The 20,943-nt window shown below is 36.9% G+C and carries 18 protein-coding genes and 2 pseudogenes; 17 read left to right on the top strand and 3 right to left on the bottom strand.

The annotated features are described in order from the left end of the window. Nucleotides 1–130: 130 nt before the first annotated feature. The 5 genes and pseudogenes from GO593_RS19335 (at nt 131) to GO593_RS16705 (ending at nt 2,378) form a co-directional block, all read left to right on the top strand. The gene (locus GO593_RS19335; protein ID WP_000737386.1) at nt 131–253 is read left to right on the top strand and encodes a hypothetical protein; all 123 of its coding nucleotides are present in this window, start codon (nt 131–133) and stop codon (nt 251–253) included. Nucleotides 254–370: 117 nt separating this feature from the next. Then, a pseudogene (locus GO593_RS16720) lies at nt 371–739 on the top strand (hypothetical protein); the annotation flags it as partial. Nucleotides 740–839: 100 nt separating this feature from the next. Further along, nucleotides 840–1,187 (top strand): hypothetical protein, encoded by a 348-nt coding sequence (locus GO593_RS16715; RefSeq protein ID WP_223291474.1) that lies wholly within the window; start codon nt 840–842, stop codon nt 1,185–1,187. A 60-nt stretch (nt 1,188–1,247) separates the two neighbouring features. After that, nucleotides 1,248–1,640 (top strand): hypothetical protein, encoded by a 393-nt coding sequence (locus GO593_RS16710; protein WP_000787582.1) that lies wholly within the window; start codon nt 1,248–1,250, stop codon nt 1,638–1,640. 126 nt (nt 1,641–1,766) lie between these two features. Then, nucleotides 1,767–2,378, top strand: coding sequence for a hypothetical protein (locus tag GO593_RS16705; protein ID WP_000021852.1), 612 nt, complete (start codon nt 1,767–1,769; stop codon nt 2,376–2,378). A 4-nt stretch (nt 2,379–2,382) separates the two neighbouring features. On the opposite strand, the gene GO593_RS16700 is transcribed toward GO593_RS16705, so the two are convergent. Together GO593_RS16700 and GO593_RS16695 are read right to left on the bottom strand one after the other, a co-directional pair. Beyond that, the gene (locus GO593_RS16700; protein WP_000858237.1) at nt 2,383–3,645 is read right to left on the bottom strand and encodes an LlaJI family restriction endonuclease; all 1,263 of its coding nucleotides are present in this window, start codon (nt 3,643–3,645) and stop codon (nt 2,383–2,385) included. Beyond that, nucleotides 3,635–5,308, bottom strand: a complete 1,674-nt coding sequence (locus tag GO593_RS16695; RefSeq protein WP_000064438.1) for an McrB family protein — start codon at nt 5,306–5,308, stop codon at nt 3,635–3,637. Before GO593_RS16695 ends, GO593_RS16700 begins: the two co-directional genes overlap by 11 nt. 73 nt (nt 5,309–5,381) lie before the next feature. Here GO593_RS16695 and dcm point away from each other — a divergent pair, with 73 nt between their 5' ends. Next, complete coding sequence (dcm, locus tag GO593_RS16690) at nt 5,382–6,674, top strand: DNA (cytosine-5-)-methyltransferase (RefSeq protein WP_002134917.1); 1,293 nt, start codon at nt 5,382–5,384, stop codon at nt 6,672–6,674. Here dcm and GO593_RS16685 read toward each other — a convergent pair whose 3' ends face one another. After that, a complete protein-coding gene (locus GO593_RS16685; RefSeq protein WP_000227709.1) occupies nt 6,675–7,199 on the bottom strand; it encodes a very short patch repair endonuclease in 525 nt (174 codons plus the stop codon). A 354-nt stretch (nt 7,200–7,553) separates the two neighbouring features. On the opposite strand from GO593_RS16685, the gene GO593_RS16680 reads away from it, so the two are divergent. The 11 genes and pseudogenes from GO593_RS16680 to GO593_RS16630 all read left to right on the top strand — a co-directional run bounded on the left by GO593_RS16680 (nt 7,554) and on the right by GO593_RS16630 (nt 20,922). Beyond that, on the top strand, nt 7,554–8,786 hold the full coding sequence (locus GO593_RS16680) for a DUF262 domain-containing protein (protein WP_000392838.1): 1,233 nt from the start codon (nt 7,554–7,556) through the stop codon (nt 8,784–8,786). Beyond that, nucleotides 8,783–9,598 carry an AAA family ATPase gene (locus GO593_RS16675; protein ID WP_001983808.1) on the top strand — a complete coding sequence of 272 codons (816 nt, stop codon included), beginning with the start codon at nt 8,783–8,785 and terminating at the stop codon, nt 9,596–9,598. The genes GO593_RS16680 and GO593_RS16675 overlap by 4 nt, the downstream gene beginning before the upstream one ends. Further along, entirely contained in the window at nt 9,583–9,858 is a 276-nt protein-coding gene (locus GO593_RS16670; RefSeq protein ID WP_002134912.1) for a DUF3696 domain-containing protein, read from the top strand. Before GO593_RS16675 ends, GO593_RS16670 begins: the two co-directional genes overlap by 16 nt. 1 nt (nt 9,859) lies before the next feature. Further along, the gene (locus GO593_RS16665; protein ID WP_000350112.1) at nt 9,860–10,744 is read left to right on the top strand and encodes a type II toxin-antitoxin system RelE/ParE family toxin; all 885 of its coding nucleotides are present in this window, start codon (nt 9,860–9,862) and stop codon (nt 10,742–10,744) included. A gap of 411 nt (nt 10,745–11,155) precedes the next feature. Continuing rightward, a pseudogene (locus GO593_RS16660) lies at nt 11,156–12,567 on the top strand (amidase family protein). 680 nt (nt 12,568–13,247) lie between these two features. Then, nucleotides 13,248–14,309, top strand: a complete 1,062-nt coding sequence (locus tag GO593_RS16655; protein WP_000370768.1) for an HlyD family secretion protein — start codon at nt 13,248–13,250, stop codon at nt 14,307–14,309. A gap of 25 nt (nt 14,310–14,334) precedes the next feature. After that, nucleotides 14,335–15,882, top strand: a complete 1,548-nt coding sequence (locus GO593_RS16650) for a DHA2 family efflux MFS transporter permease subunit (RefSeq protein ID WP_001032984.1) — start codon at nt 14,335–14,337, stop codon at nt 15,880–15,882. 187 nt (nt 15,883–16,069) lie between these two features. Continuing rightward, nucleotides 16,070–16,858 carry a hypothetical protein gene (locus tag GO593_RS16645; RefSeq protein ID WP_075874782.1) on the top strand — a complete coding sequence of 263 codons (789 nt, stop codon included), beginning with the start codon at nt 16,070–16,072 and terminating at the stop codon, nt 16,856–16,858. After that, nucleotides 16,855–18,441 carry a GH3 family domain-containing protein gene (locus tag GO593_RS16640; protein ID WP_000841514.1) on the top strand — a complete coding sequence of 529 codons (1,587 nt, stop codon included), beginning with the start codon at nt 16,855–16,857 and terminating at the stop codon, nt 18,439–18,441. Before GO593_RS16645 ends, GO593_RS16640 begins: the two co-directional genes overlap by 4 nt. Then, entirely contained in the window at nt 18,438–19,766 is a 1,329-nt protein-coding gene (locus GO593_RS16635) for a TolC family protein (RefSeq protein WP_000677750.1), read from the top strand. The genes GO593_RS16640 and GO593_RS16635 overlap by 4 nt, the downstream gene beginning before the upstream one ends. After that, nucleotides 19,759–20,922: a hypothetical protein gene (locus GO593_RS16630; RefSeq protein ID WP_001044483.1), complete on the top strand. Its 1,164-nt coding sequence runs from the start codon at nt 19,759–19,761 to the stop codon at nt 20,920–20,922. The genes GO593_RS16635 and GO593_RS16630 overlap by 8 nt, the downstream gene beginning before the upstream one ends. The last annotated feature ends 21 nt before the right edge of the window (nt 20,923–20,943 follow it).

The raw sequence follows: 20,943 nt of genomic DNA, 5'->3' as shown, positions 1-20,943 counted from the left end.
TCAAATGATAGGCTAAAGAACAGCAATAATTTAAAAATAACAATTAGTTGCCTTAATTATGTCCAGTCAAAGTGATCACCTAGGAGTATACTTAAAGCAAATCTTTTGCGTTAAAGGAAAGGCTGTCTCAATGAAAAAATTGGTTGCTGTACTTACTGTAATTGTTGTTTTAACTGGATGTGTTTATGACCCTGTTAATTACGACAAAATACACGACCAAGAGTTCCAAGATCACCTCAGGCAAAACGGTTAGCAATAAAAAAGCCCACTCAATGAGTGGGTTTTAGTGTTTAAAAAGCGCACTGCGCCATTTGAGTGACAAACAGATCCATATTTTCTAACAAAAACTCTAATAACATCTAGAGTTTGCCACCCAATTGCCTCAGCGATGGTTCAGATTGAAAAGCAGCGCCGTTTAAAACGGTTGGGTAAGAAGAAATAAAGAGAAATCATCGCCAATTACTTTGTGAGTGAATCAGATCCGTTTCGTAAAACTAAATCTAAAACCCAGTGCCAGATTGATGACAATGAAGCACGCGCAGTACAACGTTTAATATTGGACTTAATGGGGCAGAGTGAAGTGATGGATGAATGGATGGATGCGATTATTGATCGTTACTTTCGTGGGCAGTCATGGCCTGAGATGGTGAGAGAAGACCGTTCACAGTCAGATGCACGTAGCGATGTTAAGTGTGGGTTAGCGGTGTTGCATTGTCGATATGGGTTTATTGGGTATTAATTTAATAAAGGGAATTAAGTACATAAAATTTCTATTATTTATGTTAGGAATTAAAGTTATTCAGTATATAATTATTGTAAGTTTTGTTATGGGGATAGTAATGGAAAATAAAGACAAAACTTGGTCGTTTTTCAATGAAAGAATTAAATTTTTCTTTGACAGTTTACGAAATCTTGGTATCTCGATTAGTGTACTAATTGCTGCAGGATATGTTGAGAGAACAGGTACTCTCCCAAGTAGTGCTCCGAGTTTGGAATATATTGGTTGCGGATTAATTATAGTTTCTATAATAAATTTTATTGCTGGTACTTTTGTATATTTCCCTATACCAAAAGACTTAGGGATAAATAAAAAAATTTGGATGGTACAGATAGTTCTTTTATTTTATTATGTATTAATTTTATATATTTTATATAAATTTCAAATACATGTAAATGCTAAGTATTAGGTGGAATTTTAATTCTACTTGATTTTGGTTTATTATAAATCACTAATTCTAAGGTCTTTTATGAAAAATTTTGATTGGGATCGTTGGGTTGGAAAGAATAGTTTCAACAAGATATGGGAAAAGACGCCGTATCTTTCAACGATAAGAGCAATACCTACATGTTTTAATGATGAGAGAACATTGGTGTATCTATCATCCGTGGATTTAGATTGTGATGTTCAATCTATAAAAGATCTAGAGCAAATTTTGGAGCATATTGTAAGTGCATATAAAACGAAATCATCTCAGGTGAAAACGGCACAGTCAGCGCTTAAGTTGGCTTTATATCAATCTGACTTTAATGTAATTTGTTCACTCTTAAATGATATTAAAGTTACAGATGATTATGCTGTTTTTAGTAAAGATTATGATTATTCGTTTCCAGATGATTTATTTGAAAATTTAATAAAATGATTTAATTATAAAAAATATTGCATGAAGAAAGCTCAAAATTTAATCGGGCTTTCTTGGAATTATAAATAAATTTAATAGTTATAGAAAATATATTATGTTTATCTAGATTTTTAAAGGACAAGCTTTATGTCTATATTTTCTGAAAGTAAAATCTTGATTGAGATCATTAAAATAATTGCACCTTTTTTTCTGAAGACCCGACAGGACATAAATGTATATAAAGAACTTTATAGCGTTGAAGTAGAACCTTCAAAAAAGAAAAATATTGAAAATAAGACTAAAGACTTGATCGTGCAGGAAGCAACACAAAGTAATAAATTCGATTATGAATCAATTCTTAAATTTAATGAAAATTATCAAGCTGCAAAATTAGGAATGTATCATTTTAAATTTCTATCAGATCAGGATAAAAAAAGTGTTCTTATTACCTATGATGAAAATAATCATGTAGATATGATTATTGGAAGAATAACTCCACAAGAATTGAAAAAAAGAAATTTTAATGCATTGGTTTTTCTGTTAATGGGAGGCGCTTTTTGGTTTACACCTATTTTTGTGAACTTGTTTTTTCATAAAGTAATAACATTAAATAAAGAGGTTTTAATGTATTACATTCCCTTTTTATCCTTTATTATAGGTACTTTTTTTGGATACATATTCTTTATCAAAGTGAGAACTCTCCTTAATTACCAATATTTATTATCCCATGGCGTCATCAAAAATTTGCCATACATATGACAGTTTATGAGCGAAATAAGTCTTTTAGTTTTCCCGAGTTTTTATAGCTTTCCATTACATCAACTGGATCAATATATATACATTTGATGATAGGGAAGTCGGTATCCAGATAATTACCATTTTTTTGATTTTGCATATGAATCTTATCAAATGCGCTTTTTTGCCCTGGAAAGATCAGGGCATTTTCAAATTGATAGCCTGAAAATTCCGGCATTATTGAAATTGCTTTTTCATAGAAGAACTGTTTGACGAGATCTGCCCAGCCCGGAGCATTCTCTACAGTAGTTGCTTCATAATATTTGGCATCCAGAATAGTCAGTTTTTTAGCTGCTTTATCTTCAATCACGATATCAGTTCGCATACCTGATTTTTTCGCCGGTATTGCCGTTCCATCCGGCTTTATAAATACTGGTTTAGGTAACCGGCTATTAATATCAATGACATTATCAAGACATCTGGAAAGCATGTGTTCCCAAGCGACATGAAAGCGCGTAACGCCAATAATCTGGTTCTTCTGCTCGTTACCTTTATAGGCTTCAAGATACTCGATAAGTGTTTTTAGAAGAAGGGTCTGGCGATCGGCAAAGTGATTTCTTATTTCATTCTTTAATACAGAGATCTGGGCATCAGTAGACAGGGACGTTTCACCATACTGTTTTAATGAATATGGGACCTTGTTCTTGCCTGTAAAAATAAACCCGTAGTTTTTATATACCTGTTTAAGGATTCCGGCATGAATACGTGTAATTTCTGAATTGGTAGAAGTTCTCTGTTTCCCGTACACATCCAGATAAACAGGACGGCCAGAGCTGTCAGGGAAAGAAACCAACCGGTTAATGGTTTTTTTCCAGTCTGTTTTTCCGGAATTCTTCCGTAGAAGAACTTCTTCATTCTTGAAAATGCCGTGTTGCTGGAAATCATTAATTAGATATTTGAACATCTCCAGTTTTTCAAAACCGGTTTCGTCAGCTCCATCTTCAGGGCTGGTGACCTGTGTTTTTGAATCTTGGGCAAATTTAAAAAGTGCCTGCATTAGAAGAGCTGTGTACTGTTCCGGATCAGTTTTGATTTTTTCTATATCTGACTGCCGTGGGAAAAAGAAATAATTCTCTCCCTGATAGCAAACCAAGCCACAAAATGAGATCCCAAATCCATTGAATGAGCTTAGTAAGCCCTGACCCTGAATATAGTTTGCTATTGAAGAGGGTAATTCATTTATTAAACTTCTATCCAGAAGAAAATGATTCTTTTTTAAACTAGTTTTCACCAGTATCCTCTTCCTCAGTAATTTCCGGCTTTAAGTTCTCATTTTGAGTTTCAGCATTAGTTTTTTCGATTTCTTTTTCTAAAACCTTTAAAAAGTTTTCAGAAAAAATAATTTCATTATTCTCAATTTTTTTAACGAGAGACCCAAAGGTTTTAATATCTGTATTGAAGAGAGCTGATCGCTCACTATGTCGAAGTACATCATCCCAGATATACATAAGGACTTTGCCAGTCAGGGTTTTCTTGGCATTTTTTTGATCAAAAATTTCATTTTCATTTACAAACCATGGACCTAGATGTCGATCTTCCGGAATTGATAGGGTAGATAATATTAAGTTTACTACTTGGGCAAATTGTGACCAGCTAACAGTCTTTTCTCCACTTTCTGTATTGATTTTAAAGTAACCTGATGGTGAGGTTGAGAAATCAAGTGGCATGTATTCAAACTTCCAGCGTCGTTTAAATGCTGTATCAAGGGGCATAACAGCCTGATCACTACTGTTCATGGTCGCGTAGAGGCTAAGGTTATTTGGGATATAAAGTTTATTATCAGGGAAACCTCCCGGATGTTCTTTATTTAATAAATTCAGAAGATCCTTGTCATTAATATCGATCCGGTATTCACTTTCCCCATTACTATCTCTATCAAGTAACTGAAACAGCTCTCCGAAAACGGCTGCTGCAGGTGCGCGGTTGATTTCCTCAATAATTAGATAATAGTGATGTTCAGGGTCTTTAAGTGCCTTAAGAAGTGCTTCAATAAAAGGACCTTTTTTGAAGCTGTACTCAATACCATTGTCATCCATAGAAGGTCTTAGACATCCTACAAAATCACTATACTGAGTTTCAGGATGAAAAACGGTACGTATTGAAATATGCCCTTTGACTTTTTCTTCAATTGCAAAGCTTTTCCCTGTGCCAGGAGCACCGTAGAAAATGATATTTTCTACTGGTTTTCCCGAACTAGCTTTAACTGAATTTACGGCATTTATATTATTAATAATATTTTGTAGCTTATTAAGAATTAATGGCTCTTCTGCAACGGCATAAATAATTGTAGTTAGCTTGTCTGAAGTTGAGACAATAAACTGAGTCGCTGTTAATAGCGTACTTTTAAACAAATCCTTGTTTGTCCGCCAAAAATTCTTTCCAGATGATTTATCTTTTTTCGTAGATACTTCACCTTGATTCCACCAAGACCGTTCATAAATAAATTTTTTAAATAAATCAAAATTTTGAATGGCAGTTAATGGATCTTTAGAGGTTATAAATGAAAGAGCTTCTTTTTCAAAATCTAATTGCTCTTGAGTTTTAGATGAGGGTTCATGTTCAAAAGGATATTGTTTCAGAAAATCTTCATTATTAAATTCTGGTATTTTTTTTAGGTGTGCAAGAATCTCACTATATGGCTCATAAGCCTGCGCCAGTTTGTAAAAAACGGAAGCTACCCAAAACCATTTAGAAGGAAATATTCCATACTGATTTTTATCATTTGTGTATTCAATAGAATATTCTGAAATCTCCACACCGTTACCTAATTTTTTAATTAATAGGTTTTTCAGTTCGGGTGTGATAGGAATATCAATTTTAGTTGGTAAATTTTTATAATCAATTCTACATTGCTTAGTTAACTGGTCTAAATCCTCTAAAATAAAATTAGACATATAAGCCCCTATATATGGAACATCCTTTTGACATATGATATATTTAACCGGGTCAAAAAGCGGATAAGTTATTGTGAAGTACGTTGATCTTGATTCATCTTATATCAGACAAAAAAGAAATAACATGGGGTTATCCCTCAAAGAGTTCGCTTTGCTGCTTGATATGAAAGAGAATGGTGAAAGAACAGTCAGGGGCTGGGAAAGTGGCGAGCATGTTCCTACAAAAGCAAAATGGGAACAGATCATTGCCTTGCCAGATAAAGCTCCATACAGGGAACGTCCTGACCAGAAGCATAAATTCACGTTTATTGACCTTTTCGCCGGTATTGGCGGAATCCGTTTACCTTTCCAGCAATTAAAAGGGAAGTGCGTATTCAGTTCCGAGTGGGACAAGTTTGCGCAGAAGACCTATGCTGCGAATTTTGGTGAACTACCTTCAGGTGACATCACACAGATCAGGGCAGCTGATATTCCTGATCATGATATTCTTTTGGGTGGTTTCCCGTGTCAGGCGTTTTCACAGGCAGGTAAGCGTCAGGGCTTTCAGGATACTCGCGGTACCATGTTCTTTGAGATCCAGCGTATTCTTGTAGAGAAGCGCCCGAAAGCATTCCTGCTTGAAAACGTGAAGCAGCTACAGGGTCATGACAAGGGACGTACACTCAAAACAATTCTCGAGATTTTGCGTGGCGAGTTTGACCAAGAACTTGATCTTGAAGTTGAGCTTTCTGATGAAAGCAAAAAGGCGCTTTCGGAAAAACTGAATTACTGGGTTGATGTGAAGGTTCTTCGTGCAGCAGATTTTGGTGTACCACAGAACCGTGAGCGTATTTTCCTTGTGGGTTTTGACAAGAATTACTTTGGTGAAGAGTGTAACTTTGATCAGCTCTTCAGCTGGCCTGTTCCTCCTAAAAAGCAGACCCGACTTGGTGATATTCTTGAAGATGTGTCAAAACTCAAAAAGAGTGAAGATGTCTACACGATTTCGGATCGCCTCTGGCAAGGACACCAGCGCCGTAAGGAAGAACATGGGATAAAGGGTAACGGATTTGGATATACGCTTTATACCGGTGATAGTCCATATACCAATACCTTAAGTGCCCGGTATTACAAGGACGGCTCGGAGATCCTTATTTCGCAGGCTGAGCATGGCAAGAATCCGCGTAAACTGACTCCACGCGAGTGTGCACGTTTACAGGGATTTCCTGAGAACTATATAGTTGATGCTGTTTCCCATGGCCAGATCTATAAACAGTTCGGCAACTCTGTATGCGTCAAGGTTATTGAAGCTGTAGCAGGACAAATGGTTAGTTGTCTTGATAAGGCTGAAAAGATTGTCGCAGAGAAGCAGCTGAAATTATTCTAGTTAGTTGCTATCTGTAGAAGAAAGTCCGATTTCACAGGAAGAAGGGAGGGTTATCTCCCTTTTTTTGTTAATCATTGGTTCATCAATCTCAAGCAATTGTTCAGAACAAGATAACCATTTTGTCAGAATATTCATAAGTGCTACGGGGTCTTTTTTAGAACGACGTACCGCACACTCCCAGATAGTGCATATTCTCCAGCCGCTATTTAAAAGAAGTTCCTTGGTTTTCAGGTCATTGTCCTGATTCTTGGAAATTTTTGCTTCCCAGAATTCAGTACGGCTACCCGGTAACTTGAACAACCGGCAGTTCTGATGCCCATGCCAGAAACAGCCATGTATAAAAATGATAGCCTTATATTTTGGCAATACAATATCAGGTTTACCTGGCAGGTCCTTGCGGTGGATACGGAAGCGGAAACCCTGTGCATGAAGAAGGCTACGGATGAGCAATTCTGGTTTTGTATTCCGTCCTTTAATATTTGACATCATACGGCTACGAGTTGCGCTATCGACGATATCTACCATTAGTATTTATCCTTTTCATCACTAGCTGTCAGTTTACTAGCACTTGACCCTGTACAGGGTAAATGCTACGTCTGAGTTATAGTAGTCGGAGTTTAAATGCAGATCGCTCAAGATACTTGAAAGCTCATTATAAAATAGTTTTTTTTAGAATATTTTTATTTAAGAGGAATATTTAATACGAAAAAAATAAGATTTATTTTTAGCAAATTATCAAATTTAAATCAAGCCACTATTAGTTTGAGTATTAGTTAAGAAAAATTACTTATAATTTTGTTTTTAATTGGAAAAATTTCTTATACTGGTTATACTGTAGAGTAATTAATATTTATTATTTAAAGAGTTAGGATTCAAGGTATGGAAGAAAGTTTTCCGTTAGATCTAAAAGAAGAATTATCTGAATCTGGTGAGAAAATTGGTATCGAAGCGGAATTAGAAGAAGATACTATTCAACCATTTGATCCTCAAGAGATTTCAATCCAACAACGTAATGTTGCAATGGATGTAATTATACGCCGTTTAAGACAAGGTTCGATTCAACTAGCCCCTTCTTTTCAAAGAAAAGAAGTTTGGAATAGCACCAGAAAGTGCAGGTTAATTGAATCATTAATGTTAAAAATTCCTCTTCCAATGTTCTATGTGGCAGCAGATGAAGAAGGGAATTGGGAAGTTGTAGATGGTTTACAACGTTTATCAACCATACGAGATTTTATTATTGGTAACAAAGATGGAGTTAGACTTCAGCTCAAAAACCTAGAATTTTTAGGCTCAAAATATGATGGAAAAACTTTTGCAGCTATTGAAAATGATATTAATGAACAAAAATTGGTTAATGATATTTATGAAACCGAAATGCGTTTCACCGTGATTAATCCTGGGACTCCTGAAGCTGTAAAGAGAAATATCTTTAAAAGAATTAATACAGGAGGAATGCCCTTAACTTCGCAAGAAATTCGACATGCATTATATGAAGGGAAATCATCTCAATTACTCCAAGAGTTAACTAATTCTAAAGAATTCTTAAAAACAGTTGGTAGTAAAATAGATGATAGTCGGATGGGTGCTAGTGAATTAATATTAAGATTATTATCTTTTATGCTAATTGATCGAAGTTTTTATAAATCAGGAATGGATAACTGGCTTAGTGACACGATGAGAATAATTAACTTATTTCCAAACCCAAAGGATATACAGTTAATTAAAATCTTTCAAAACACCGAGATGCCTATTCTAAAATTGCAAACAATTGATGAAATAAAGTCTAAATTCGAACTTGCAATGCTTCGTAGTGCAATTATTTTCGATGGTCATGCTTTCCGAAAATCTTTACCAGGCGATACTAGAAAAAGCCCTATAAATAAATCTCTATTCGAAATTTGGGGAAATATACTTTCAGAACTTTCAAATGAAAGTTTTGTAAAATTAGAAATAAATAAAGAATTGTTGCTTAAAGAATATGCATTACTATTTAAAGATTTGGAGTTTAATAATGCAATTAGTAGACATTCCTCGTCATCTAAAGGGGTAATGGATGGCTTTAGCCGTATAAAAGTTTTGGTTGAAAAAATTATTAATGGGGAAGAAAGTTGATTAAGCAATTAGAAATCAAAGGATATAAGTCAATAGTTAATCAGAAAATCGATTTTTCTAATTTAACTTTACTTGCAGGATTAAATAATAGTGGTAAAAGTTCGATTATTCAGTCATTGAGAATGTATTCTGCAGCCTATAATGGAAGCTCTCCTTTACTTGGCGGACATGGAAATATATCGGATCTTCGTTCAGACTTTGTTAATGCCAATGATTCTATTGATATAAAATTATCTTTTGAAGAAAATATTATTAGCTCATTATGTCTAGGTGATCATGAAATACTAGAATCACCAATAAAATGTCCTGAGTTTTTTTATGTAGGTGCTGATCGTTTGGGGCCTCAACCATTCCTACCATTAAATGTTGCTCTTGATGCCAAACCTAAGGTTGGAGATAGAGGTGAGTATGTTTTTGATTTTATTAAAAAACTGGAGGAGAGTGGATATTTATTACCTGAGCAAATGATTCATTCTCTAGCACAGGGTAAAACATTTGAGTTTGTTCTGCAGGGCTGGCTTAATGAAATTTCACCAGGAGTTCAGTTTTCTTTTTCTACCAATAGAAAGGCTGACATTTCCCATGCTGAGATAGATAATTTTCGGCCAGCCAATGTGGGATTTGGTCTTAGTTATACTCTACCAATTATTGCAGCTACATTGGGAGCAACTGCATTAGCACCTAGTTATCTTTTGGATGATTGGCTTGTACAATGGGAAAAGCATAAAAAAGAAAACGGAGTGTTATTAGTTCTTGAAAATCCTGAGGCCATCTTCACCCACAAGGTCAAACGGCAATGGGGATATTATTAGCCTATGCAGCTTCTTGCGGTGTACAAGTTATAGTTGAAACTCATAGTGAACATGTGATGGATGGTATTCGTATTGCTGTCAAGGACCAGATTCTAAATAATAATAAAGTTAAATTTCATTATCTATCAAAAACAAATGAAGGACTAACGAAACTTGAAACTCCTACGATGGATGAAGAAGGTAAGATAAACTTCTGGCCCGATGGATTCTTCGATCAAACATTAAAAAATAGATCTAAATTAGCGAAAAGGAGTCGCTAACATGGATCATACAATATGTATAAATTCTAATAGTTTTCCGGCTAGTTGTTTAGACCAAGGTATGATTCTTTTTGAGGATGCTATTCAAGGTGTACTTCAATTATATAGAGATAAAGATAGATTCTTCTTTTTCTTAGATTCTAATAATGGGGGACTTTTTGATTTTAAAATATCTGAAGACTTAACTTATGAACAATTTATTGAAAAATGTGGTGATAATGATTTACAAACTTTTTTATATGAAATAGAAGATAAAAGTCCGGCATTAGATTATCTAAACGAAGAGCAATTGGATAAAATTGTAGAATATAAGTTTTTTGTTGACAATGAACCCTACCACGAACAACCTGATGTATTTGGTTTAGCATGGGTTATATCAGGTATTCTATTAAGTATTAATACAGATAAGTGTTGGAGCAACAGTGAAGTAATCATTCGTAGGTTAGATGAACAAACTGGTGTTCCAGTAGAGGACACACTTTCTTTAAAAAATATTTCTACATTAGATCATGGTATTGAACATTTTAATTTAATGAATGTGCAAGATATTGATGAGCTGGTTCAACCGAATATACTTTCTGAAATCTTAAAAAATTGGTATAACAATGATCTTAGTAGAGAGAATAAACATAGGGTGTTAGAAAAGCTTAAGTTAGCTTGCGAAAGGAATTTTCAGGGTGGAGAGCCTTTATTTAAATCTTTAGAAGATGGTTTTAGAGAAATTAGATTTGATGCACATAATGGTGGGGCTATTAGAATCTTATTCAAAAATATTAAAGATAATAGTCATGCATTATTAGTTGGATTTATTAAAAAAAGTGATTCAGAAGGTTATAAAACAGCTAAAATACAAGCTGCTGATATATTTTCTAGGATAAAACCTTAATTATAATTTATCTATTTAATTTCAAAAATATATTTTTTTGTGAGGTTTGGGTATTTATCTAAAAGATTATAAAAAACCACCAATTAGTGGTTTTTTATTGTTTAAATGAATTTAATTAATAACTAATTTTTTTATTTTAATAGATATATTTATGGTTATTAAATTTACATTATACCTTTTCTAAGCAAATTAAAATTTTTAAGTGATTATTGAAGAAGTTGGGGCAACTAGTACATACATTATTTATGAATTACGTCTATTAGAAATCTAGGCTTACTTTGCACATCAATGGCTTAAGAGTTTAAAGAGGCAAATATTCACAATGAAACAATTTAGACTATTTCCACCTAGGACTTTATTGTCCGAGCTGAGCAAGAGGAAGCAATCCGATTAATATCAGCACCAGACCTAATGAACTGGGGGAGCACAAACTTTTTAACTATTGGTGGACCACTATATAACCCTGATCATGATCATATTGCTGAGCTACTTCACGACAATGAAGAGTTCCTAGCCTGTACATGGGCTTCATCCGCGTGTAAAGCTTCAGCCATTCAACAAGCTCAATATTGGGATGAATATCTACTTAGTGGAAAACCATGTCCAGCTTTAATGGGCATTTTAATTGCGGTTAAAGATAAAATTCATGTTGTAGGTTTCACAAATAGTGCAGGCACACCAGCTTTAGCTGATTTTAAGCCTCAAAGTTCCGCACCGATTATTCAAAAGCTTATTGACCACGGCGCGATCATTGTTGGTAAAACCAATATGCATGAATTAGCCTTTGGGGTCACAGGCTATAATACTGCCATGCATATTGAAGGTGTTGTGGGTACACGAAATGCTGTAAACCCATTGCACATTGCTGGCGGGTCTTCTTCAGGTAGTGCTGCGGCTGTTGCAGCGGGCATGATTCCAATTGCGATTGGTACAGATACTGGTGCTTCTATTCGACTGCCAAGTGCCTTAAATGGTTGTGTGGGTTTTCGTCCAACGGTAGGACGATATTCACAAGAAGGTATTACCCCAATTTCACATACTCGCGATACTGCTGGCCCTATTGCACACACAGTATCTGACATTATCTTAATTGATCAGCTTATTACTCAAGAGCCAAAGAAAGAACCATTACAGCCTCATCAAATTAGACTCGGTATCAATCCATATTTTTGGAATCATTTAAACGAAGAGGTTCATGAGCAGGCACATATTGCACTTGGACTGTTAAAAGATGCGGGAGTCGAAATTATTCCTGTCGAGATGCCGAATTTAGAAGAACTTAATCATGTTATTTCATTTCCTGTGGCCATCTATGAAGGCAAATATGACCTGATTCAATATTTGAAAGATCATCATGTAAATTTGACCATAGAGACTGTAGTTGATCAGATCTCAAGCCCAGATGTACAGGCAATTTTTAAACTGAATATTCTTCCTGAGTTAACTCTAGATCAAACTGGTCAACTTGTTCCAGTTTTACCTTTGTATGAAAAAGCGATTAGTGAAGCTCGGCCACAATTGCTTGAACTCTACCAAAACACATTTAAGACGCATAACTTGCATGCTTTATTATTTCCGACGTCACCGATTGTTGCACCACTAGCAAACGAACAAGTCTATTCAATTGAAACTTTCCAGACACTCATGCGAAATACAGACCCCGGCAGTAATATTGGAATACCGGGCCTGAGTTTACCTATTGGAAAGGGTGCGAAATCAAAACTGCCAATTGGATTTGAAATAGATGGCTTAGCTCATCAAGATAGTGTATTGCCTGCGATTGGAATAGCTTTGAAGAAATTTTTAAGGATTTAAATCAATAAACAACACCACTTAAATCACTATTTTTAAAGGTTTGTTCACCTTTTAATAGTAGGTTTAAACTTATTTGTAAGATTGTTTTATCTAAAAATAATAAGCTATTTTACTTATTGTAATAGCTTATTTATTAAACAATCATTACTTATAAGATTTATACATTCTGTCAGCTTTACTGTTGTTAATTTAAAGAAATATAATATTTATAACTTATATATCTTATTCGTATAACTATAACAATTTAGATTGTTAACCAATTTTGAAATTACATATTATTTTAATTAATAATACTTAAATATTACATAATTAAACTTATATTTAATAATACTGCAATAAAAGGTTATTTAGTAAATTTAAAAAACCATGTCTACCAAGTGGTAATTTATTTGTAAAACAATTATTTATATTCGATTCTTTAAAATAAATTTATATAGAAAATTTAGACAAATTCGAATTACATAATTTTTAAACATAGTTTATATAATATGATTAATTGACATAAATAGAAAAAATATATGTCAAAGAGGTCAATGATATTTAATTCACTTAAGAACCATAATTTGCACCAAATTTTACGCTGTCACGATTCATTGAATAAAACCAAGTGAAAAGTTACGTAAAAAAGAAACCAATAATTTTATTGGCTTAAATAAAAAATCGAATATTACAAATAAGCGGAATGATTATGGATAACGTAGCTCAGCTAGAAACTGATACTAATTTCCAAAGCCGAAAGAAAATAACTTGGGGTGTTTTTAGTGTCCTGCTGTTATTTTTAGTTGCTGGCATCTTATATTATTTTTTTGTATACCGATTCTATCAATCTACTGATAATGCTTATGTACAAGCCGATGTCACTTGGGTGATGCCAAAGATTTCAGGCGAAGTGATGGAGTTATTAATTAACGATAACCAGTTTGTAAAAAAAGGGGAAACTTTAGCGGTATTAGACCATCGTGACTACCAAGCTCGTTATGACCAAGCCCGTTCTGTGGTCAGCTTAAAAGAAGCAGCGCTTGGTGTACAACAACAAAATGAAAAGTCTGCCAAGTCTTCAATTATTGAAGCAAATAGTGGTGTAGTGGCAGCGCAAGCAGACCTAGCGCGTTTGAAAAAAGAGTTCGAGCGTTATCAAGATTTATTAAAAGATGGCGTAATTACCCGACAAAATTTTGAAGGGATTCAGTCTCAATATTTAACGGCTCAGGCACAGCTCAGCAAAGCGCAAGCCGCCGTAAATGCAGCAGAAGCTCAGTTGGGGAGTTTACAAGCGAGTCGAGCGCAGCTTTTAGCAGATATTCAAAGTGCCAATGCAAACTTAAACCTGTATCAAGTCGATTTGGCTTCATCAAAAGTGGTTAGTCCTGTAAGCGGTAAAATCGGTAGTCTGGCAATTCAAAAAGGCTCACGTGTTTCTCCGCAAACCCGCTTAATGGCGATCATTCCTGAAAATAGTTTGTATGTACAGGCGAACTTCAAAGAAACTCAAATTGAAAAAATGCATATTGGTCAGAAAGTTAAATTAAAACTTGATGCCTATCCGAGCCTCAACTTTACCGGAAAAATTGAAAGCTTTTCACCAGCTTCAGGTGCGACTTTCTCACTTATGCCACCAGACAATGCCACAGGCAACTTTAACAAGGTTGTACAGCGTATTCCTGTACGTATTGCTATAGATTCAAGCCCACATATTGATTTGATAAAACCTGGAATGTCGGTGAGCGCCACCGTTGACCTAAGAACTTAATAATAAAAATTTTGGGTAATCATAAATGAATAAGCATGTTGAAGCCGAGTGGAGGTTTCCCGCAAAAACTGCATGGGCAATTTTTGCTGCCATGATTTTTGGCAACTTCATGGCGATTCTTGATATTCAGATTGTGGCGAGTTCTTTAAACGAAGTACAAGCTGGTATGAGTGCAAGTCGTTATGAAGTCACTTGGGTACAAACGGTTTATTTAATTGCCGAAATTATTGCAATTCCAATGTCGAGTATTGTCTCGCGAGTGCTTTCAACACGGGTGTATTACACCATGTGTGCAATCGGCTTTACGGTGAGTTCTTTACTTTGTGCTTTGTCATGGAACTTAGAAAGTTTACTGGTGTTCCGTGGCATTCAAGGCTTTATGGGTGGCGGGATGATTCCGACTTCCATGATGGCGTTGTATTTACTGTTTCCAGAACCAAAACGCTCATTACCTTTGGTCATGTTTGGCATGATCAGTACTTTAGGTCCAGCAATTGGCCCAACCATTGGCGGTTGGCTCACCAATAATTTCTCATGGCACTGGATGTTCCTGATCAATATTATTCCGGGCATTATCATTGCCACAGTCATTTACTCAGGTCCAAATATCGACCGTGCCAACTATTCACTCATCAAAAGCATGGACTGGCTCAGTCTAGTGGGTATGGCGATGTTTTTAGGTGGGCTTGAATATTTCCTCGATGAAGGCGCACGACATGACTGGCTTGCTGATACAGGCGTTCGGGTTGCTTTTATGGTCTGTGTTGTAGGCGGCATGATTTTCTTCTCTCGAAGTTTTACTCAGCCTAAACCTTTGCTCGATTTGTCCGTATTTAAAAATAAAAACTTTACCTTAAGTGCCATCACAACATTTGTGATTGGCATGGCGCTATATGGCTTGGGTTACATGATTCCTGTCTTTCTTGGGCAAGTCCGTGAAATGAACAGTAGCCAAATTGGTCACGTCATGATGGTGACAGGTATTGTCATGTTCTGCTTTGCGCCATTTCTTGCGTGGCTCATTCCCAATTTTGATACCCGCAAAACCGTATTTGTCGGAATGATTCTGGCGGGCTTTGGTGTCTGGCTCAATTCACATTTGAGCATTCATAGTGATTATGACTTTATGTTTTGGCCGCAAATTTACCGTGGTATTGGCCTCATGATTTGCCTGATTGTGGTGTCACATTTGGCTATGAGTACATTGCCACTCAGTAAAGTTGCCGATGCCAGTGGGATTTATAACCTGATGCGCAATATTGGCGGCGCGGTTGGACTGGCTCTTATTAACTCGTCCTTAGATTGGCTAACCGCCATGCATGTTACCCAGATTAATCAGTCGATGACACCACAAAACTGGATATTTACAGAAAGACTCGACCAGCTTACGGCGCAATATCAAGAAATCGGTGCAAATGCCCAGCAAATCGCGCTCAGCGTGATCTATCGTGACATTCATTTTCAAGCACTGACATCGAGTTTCAATGACTTATTACGCATGCTCGCAATCATCATGTTTGTGACCGCCTTTTTAACCATATTTATGGATCGGGGGAAGAAAATGAATATGTAGCGATTTAAAAATAAAAGGCAGCTTTCAAAGAATGAAAACAATAGGGCATATCAAAACATATCCCTTCATAGAAAAAGAACATTGATATGAGTTTCGAATATCGCTGTATGAGATAGGGGAACTCACAGATCTGGATGTGGGAGATTAAAGTATTATGATTAATACAACATATAAACTGATTTCAAAATTGAACCTGAAAAACGCAACTTATGGGCAATATTTTGAAAAAGAGCAAATCGATACTGAACGATTGAAAGTGATGTATTCCATTTACGAGCAGTATTATGAAAATACCAGATTTTCTATTTTCGTAGATGATTTTAAAAATAAAAGCGGTGCGATCTTAATTTTTGACTCAGAAACAGATGAGATTGTTGGTTTCTCGACGGTAGTTGTGCAGCATTTCTACTTAAACGGTAAAGATTACACCGTGCTCTTTAGCGGTGATACGGTCATTTTGAAAAAGTTTTGGGGCACGCGTACCTTGCAAAGTACCATGCTCAAACTCATGATCAAGCTTCGAATTAAATATCCTTTTAATGAACTTTATTGGCTTCTCATTTCTAAAGGCTATAAGACTTATCTCTTACTTGCCAATAACTACTATGTGTATTACCCAAATATCAAAGATGAAAACCAACATCTTTCGGAAGTGGTTGAACATTACTGTGAAAAATTCTTTGGCGAATACTACGACAAAGAAGCCGGCTTACTCAACTTTGGCGATGATTATCAACCATTAAAAGGCGAAGTCGCACCGATTACTGCCGAAATGAGAGAAAAGAACCCAAATATTCATTTCTTTGAGCAGAAAAATCCAACTTGGAGAGCCGGTACAGAACTGCCATGTATTGGTCGGCTCGGCTGGAAAGATATTGCCCGTTTCCCTGTAAAACTGATGACTAAACCGACAAGCAAAGGAAAATTTGAAGCGCAGTTAAGCCATAAAACAAAACGTAGAGAGGCTATCCAATGAAATCTAATCAATGGTTGACTCTCGGCTCGCATCTTATTTTAAAAAAATGGTGTGATGCATCTGACCGTAATTTCCAAAAACAGTTTAATGCCTTAGAGACTACGCAACGTCAAATTTTGCATTCGATTTTACAGACCTCTACTTTGGCCAAAGATAAACAGGTTCAAAACTATGAGCAGTTTGTAAAAGCATTTCCTGCAACTCGCTATAGTGCTTGGCGAGAAGACATTCAGCGCTACCGTGAACAAAAGCTTTCACTCTCGAGCAGTAAACTGGTTCGTTTCCAGCCGACCAGTGGTTCGAGTGAACAAATCAAGTTTATTCCATATACCAAGCTGTTTTTAGGTGAACTTGACCATGCGATTGCGCCGTGGATGGCAAGTTTATACCGCAAATGCCCACAGTTGAGTTCGGGTACGCATTATTGGTCGGTGTCGTGGTTGCCTGAAAGTCAGCGTGAAGTTTTAAAAGATAAAAATTTAAATGATGACAGTGCGCTACTTGGTATAGGTAAGCGAATTTTATCCAAGTTTACCCAAGCGGTTCCAAGTAACGTTGCATTTGCGGCCAATGCTGATGATGCACTGTTTGCCACCATTTGTTATTTGGTGGCAAACCGTAACTTAGCCATGATTTCGGTGTGGAGTCCAACGTTTGCGTTGCAATTACTTGAACGTTTGGAGTCTATGCAAAAAGACGTGATTGAGGTTTTACAAAGTGGTTCATGGAGTAACCGTCAGGCTTCACTAAAAGAAGTCACTGCACCGCATAGCCCTGAAAGTGCTCAAGCCTTAATTGCAAGTTCAAATGGCGAACAGATCGACTTTAAAAAGCTCTGGCCAAAGTTAAGTTTAGTGTCGAGTTGGGACACCGCTGGTTCAAAAGCTTGGGCCGAAAAATTAAAAGAAAAATTACCCAGTGTTCAGTTTGAAGGTAAAGGGTTATGGGCGACGGAAGGTGTAGTCACCATTCCCTATAATGATCAATACCCGCTCGCATACCAAAGTCACTTCTATGAGTTTGAATATTTAGAGGGTGAGAAACAAGGTCAAATCGTTCCTTCATGGCAGCTTAAACAAGGTGACGTGGTCAGCCCGCTGATTACTTCGGGTAATGGCTTACTGCGTTACTGTTTGGATGATTGCTTAAAAGTGACTGGCTTTATAGAGCAAATTCCGTGTTTTGAGTTCCAAGGCCGCCGTTTTGGGGTCGATCTGGTCGGTGAGAAGTTAGCACCTGAAACTGCTCAACAATTGTTGTCTCAGTTAAACGAAACGGAATCGAAAGCGATTTCTTTACTCGCAATTGATACGCAGCAACAGGTTAAACCATTTTATTGCGTGCTTTTTGAAGGTGAAATTCATCACAGCATTAGTAATGAATATATCGACAGTATCTTACGTCAAAACTTCCACTATGAACTTGCACGAAACTTGGGGCAGCTCGATCAGCCTCAAATTCGCCAAGCCAATAATGGCTGGAATGCCTATAAAAAACTGGTCATGTTTGATGGCATTATCGAAGGCAATATCAAACCTGAGCCACTCAAAAAAGTCACCCTGAATAGTTTGGAACAACTATGAAAGGGATGAAGCCATTTAATACTCGGTTTTTAACACTTCGACACGCCTTGTTTCTAGGCGTGTTGGTTGTGTCGAATACACATGCCATGACTTTAGATGAGGCTTTGTCAGCTAGTTTAAGGCATGAAAGCCAGCTTGAAGTGAGCCGTTTAAGTGTGAACCAGTCCACCGCTATGCTTGAACAGGCCAAGCAACGTGATGGACTCAAAGTTAATTTAGTCGGGCAACTTGACTATGAAAGAATAAATACGCCTTCACACGTCTTGTTTCCAACCGAAGGAAACCGTAAAGGCCGAAGTTTGCAATTGCAGGCAGATTATCCGATTTATACCTCTGGACGGCACCGTTTAGGGATAGATATTGCCGAAAGTCAGCTTTCTGCCCAACACCAAGGCTTATCAGATCAAAGATCGGAAACCATTTTAAATACCGTGATGGTTTATACCGATGTATTAAAAAAGAAAGCCATTTTAGAGCTTAGACAAAAGACTATGGCAAATCTGCAACGGTCTTTGTATGAATCAAAGCGCCGTTTTGATGTAGGTATGATTACCCGTGCAGACTTGGCTCAGGTGTTGGCACAAGTTGCACAAGGTCAAGCCGATATTACACAGGCGCAATCTAACTTGACTGTAAGCGAAGCGCAGTTTTATCAAGTGACAGGTATAACGCCTGACAACCTTGTTCCAATCAATCAATTACCTACTATTCCCGCTAACCTAGATGAAATATTGGCTCAAACCAAGAATCATCCGGCGTTAATGCGGGCTAAATATGAAAAGCAGGCTGCCGAAAAACAATACGCTTTAACTAAACGAGAACTCTGGCCAACGGTTATGCTGACCAGCCGTGCCGGAAAGCAAGATGAAGCGAGTTATATTGGCTCTGAAAGTAATAACTATATGGTTGGGGTGCAGCTCAATGTACCGCTTTATGATGATGGACTAAATCGGGCCAATGTTAAAAAAGCGCAGGCCGATATCGATTTGGCTGCGCAAAAAATTCGAAGTCTTGAGCTAGACTTGAACAAGCGTACCCGTACCACATATGCGCAGCTTCAAACCATTCGACAAAATAAAGATGCATTGGCAAATGCCATAGAGGCAGCGTCTATTGCTTTTGTCTATACCCGTAAAGAGTTCGATGTGGGCACCAAAACTACCTTTGATTTGCTTAATACCGAGCAGAAGTTACTCGATGCGCAAACCCAGAAAACCGTAAATGACCAAGACGAAGTGGTGTTTGTTTATCAGCTACTCGACCAAATGGGACGTTTAAACAATTTGGTTCCTATGCAGACCGCACAACGGGTGAATAATGAATAAAACAAATCCACCACTTACTGATAATACGCTTATTACCCGTGAAGCGACTTTGGCAGATGACGAGGCTTTACGAGAGTTAATTGCCGTACCCATGACCACCAAAGGCATACAAATCAGCTTTCAGCGCGAACCGAGTTATTTTAGGGCGTCCGACATCGTCTATCGGCATAAACTGCATGTCGTGATTGAAGATACCGAAAGCCAAAAGAAAGTTGCCTGTTATAGCAATGGTTACCGTCCGTGTTATATCAATCGGAACATTCAAAACTTACGCTATGCTGGGGACTTACGGGTAGATCACAGTTATCGGGGTAAATCACTGGTGAAGGTCTTAGGCAAGCATGTGAAAGATACCATGCATGAACCGAACTTTAGCCAAATGATTATTTTTGATGATAACCATGCCGCACGTGCTGCCATCCAAACAGGCAAAACGGGAATGCCCGATTATTATGATGAAGGGCTTATAGAGACACTCAGTCTGACGAGCACTGGCGCAAAACGGAAAATCACGGCTTTTCTAAAGCAGACTTCTCAGCAAAGTCATCTTCAAGAGATACGTACATGTGTCGCTGAAGCTCAGCATGTACCAGCCATGAACCAGTTTATTAGCGACATGGCAGAACACTATAACTTTATTCCAGCCTATAACTTTGAAGAACTTGCCCAAGGTCATCAGTATTTTTCAGGGATGAAACTCTCGGACTTTTCACTTTACTTTAAGGGTGAACAACTAGTGGGCATGTTTGGCTTATGGGATCAGCATAGTATTAAACAAACCAAGATTCTAAATTACAGCTCGGCCATAGCTGTGCTTAGACCCGTCTATAACTTATTGACGCCAATTACCAAAGGCATGCGTTTGCCTAAACTCGGTGACTCTATTCAGTACCATGTGCTACATACGCTTATGTGCCATCCTGAAGATTTGGCTTTGCATCATAAAATGCTCGAAGATGCCTATAACAAGTCAAAACAGCAGGGCGTTGGTGTGGTGAGTTTTACACTTTCACATAAAGATCCGCGCTATCAGTTAAACCAGTTTTATAAAGGTGAACGTTTAACGGGTATGCATGGTTTTATTAGCTTTGAAGGTGACCCTCGGCCAAGTTTTGATAAAAAGCTGATTCCATACTTAGAGGTTGGACGTATTTAACTTAAAACTTGAAGTAATTTT

Source organism: Acinetobacter baumannii, assembly GCF_009759685.1.
Lineage (GTDB): Bacteria > Pseudomonadota > Gammaproteobacteria > Pseudomonadales > Moraxellaceae > Acinetobacter > Acinetobacter baumannii.
The sequence above is the reverse complement of the archived record's forward strand: the minus strand, read 5'-3'. Positions and strand labels throughout refer to the sequence as shown.